The sequence below is a fragment of the Stieleria sp. genome, from assembly GCF_041595215.1.
Taxonomy (GTDB): domain Bacteria; phylum Planctomycetota; class Planctomycetia; order Pirellulales; family Pirellulaceae; genus Stieleria; species Stieleria magnilauensis.
Window position 1 is genome coordinate 1 of the sequence record NZ_JBFHKV010001152.1, and the last position, 2,557, is coordinate 2,557.

The window sequence follows — 2,557 nt, forward strand, 5'->3', positions numbered from 1 at the left end:
CCACGATCGGAATCGGCGCCGGGCGGGCGACGACCGGCCAGGTCTTGGTCACCCATGATCTGATCGGACTGACATCCGGCTACACGCCTAAATTTGTTAGAACCTACGCCTCGGTCGGCGAGACGATTCGCGATGCCGCGTCGTCGTTTCATCAAGCCGTCCGCGACGGGAGTTTCCCCGGACCCGAAGAAACGTTTGATTAGTCCGGCCAGAACCCGACGCACCCAATCCCGAAGCGCCCGAAACCACACCGCCGTCCAAATTCCGCGACGCTCTCTCCTCCACAAACCACTCGTTTGACGATTGCCATGAATGCCACCTCGACGTCTGCTGCCGCCAAGTCGCTCCCGGAACGTTCTGAGGTGTCCGCGGAGGATTGCTGGGATCTTTCCAGTTTGTTCGCCAGCGACGCCGAATGGGAAACCGCCTTTGCCGAGTTGGAATCCAAGCTTGATACCTATGAAACCTATCGCGGTCGCCTGGGTGAATCAGCTGCGACGTTGCTGGAGGCCCTGCAATTCGATTCGGATTTTTCTCGCCAGGCCGAGCGTGTGGCGATCTATTCGTTCTTGAAGACGACCGAAGATCAAGGCAACAGCGACTATCAGGGCATGAAGGCGCGGTTCCAGAATCTGGCCGTGCGTGCCAATCAGGCGGCGAGCTACGTCAGCCCGGAATTGCTGGCGATCGAACCGGAAAAAATGGACGCCTTGGTCGCCGATCCCTTGCTCCAGCCGTTTCAATTGCAACTCACCCGGTTGCTCCGCCAGCGGCCGCACACGCTCGGCGACAAAGAGGAGCGTTTGTTGGCGATGCAGGGGGAAATGGCATCGGCGGCGGGCAATGCATTCCGTCAACTCAACGACGTGGACTTGCGTTTCGGGTCGCTGGAAGACGCCGAGGGCAATGAGCAAGAGCTTTCGCATGCGACGTTCGTTCAGTTCCTCAACAGCTCGTCCAGGAAGGTGCGTCGCAACGCATTCCATCAATACTACAAGGCGTTCGGCGAACACGAAAACACCTTGGCGGCGACACTGGCCGGCAGCATTCATCGCGACGTTTATTACGCCCGCGCCCGAAACCATGAAAGCTCTCTCGCCGGCGCGTTGTTCCCCGACAACGTCCCCGTGGACGTCTACGACAACTTGATCGCTGCGGTCCGCGAGTCGCTGCCCAGCGTGCATCAATACTTTGACGTCCGCCGCCGCAAGATGGATCTGCCGGACATCCACGCCTATGACACCTATGTGCCGATCCTCAGCGACATGAAGAAGGAACACACGTGGGACCAGGCGGTGGAAGTCGTGGTCGAATCACTCGCTCCGCTGGGCAGCGAATACACCGACACGCTCGCCGCGGGACTGAAAAACCGTTGGGCGGACCGCTACCCGAACCGCGGGAAACAAAGCGGCGCGTTCAGTTGCGGGTCGTTCGATGGCGAACCCTACATCTTGATGAATTTCAAGACCGACGTCTTGAACGATGTGTTCACGCTGACGCACGAAGCCGGCCACTCCATGCACAGCTTTTATTCCTCCAAAAACCAGCCGTACCAGTACTACGACTACACGATTTTTGTGGCCGAGGTCGCGAGCACGTTCAATGAGCAATTGTTGACCGAATACTTGCTCAAGAATGCCGCCAGCGACAGCGAACGGGCGTACCTGATCAACAACGAACTGGACAGCATTCGGGCGACGGTCGTGCGTCAGACGATGTTCGCGGAGTTCGAAAAGAAGACGCATGAAATGGCCGAGGCCGGTGAGCCGCTGACGGTCGCTTCGTTTCGGGCCACGTATCGCGAGTTGTTGGATGCCTACTTCGGCCCCGATTTCGTCGTCGACAAAGAGCTGGAACTGGAATGTTTCCGGATCCCGCACTTCTATCGCGCGTTTTACGTCTACAAGTACGCGACCGGATTGAGTGCGGCGGTCGCCCTTTCGCGACGGGTGCTCGAAGGTGGCAAGGCCGAATTGGACGACTACCTCAAGTTTCTGTCGGGGGGATGCAGCAAAGATCCGCTCGACCTGCTGCGTGATGCGGGAGTCGACATGGCCAGCCCCGAGCCGGTGAAGACCACGTTGGCACGCTTCAAGACCCTGACCGAAGAATTGGATCAGCTTCTTTGAGCCGACCCCCACAGCGCAAGCCGATTCGTCTGACCAAAACGACGCTTGCGGAGGGGGCGGTCCGGCTGGCCAAGGCGGATCCGGTGCTGGGCAAGATCCATCGCACGTTTGGGCCGCCGCCGTTGCTGCGGCGACCGGCGACGTACGCCACCTTCGTCCACATCATTCTCGAACAACAGGTCTCCGTCGAATCGGCCAAGGCGACCTACGACCGGCTGGTCGGTCGCTGCCAGAATGACGTGAGTCCCCGCGCGGTCCGTGATTTGGGCGACCGGCGTTTACGCGATTTGGGGTTCAGTCGCCAGAAGGCCCGTTACACGCTTGCGTTGGCCGACGCCTGTCTCGCCGGCGACTTTGATATCGACGCGTTGGCGCGATGGGACGACGAAACGGTTCGCTCGCAAATTGTCGCGCAACTGGGGCTGGGA

Annotated in this window: 3 protein-coding genes; all 3 read left to right on the forward strand. The window is 59.7% G+C overall.

The features are described 5' to 3' along the window. On the forward strand, positions 1–203 hold a 203-nt coding region (locus tag ABX749_RS29095), incomplete at its 5' end, for a 3-methyl-2-oxobutanoate hydroxymethyltransferase (RefSeq protein WP_372899126.1). Positions 204–308: 105 nt separating this feature from the next. Continuing rightward, positions 309–2,129: an oligoendopeptidase F gene (pepF, locus tag ABX749_RS29100; protein ID WP_372899127.1), complete on the forward strand. Its 1,821-nt coding sequence runs from the start codon at positions 309–311 to the stop codon at positions 2,127–2,129. Then, the coding region (locus tag ABX749_RS29105; RefSeq protein ID WP_372899128.1) for a DNA-3-methyladenine glycosylase at positions 2,126–2,557 on the forward strand (432 nt) is incomplete at its 3' end. The genes pepF and ABX749_RS29105, both read left to right, overlap by 4 nt.

Excerpts from the sequence above, each read along its gene's own strand:
- pepF (WP_372899127.1), top strand. The coding sequence starts at position 309 with ATGAATGCCACCTCGACGTCTGCTGCCGCCAAGTCGCTCCCGGAACGT.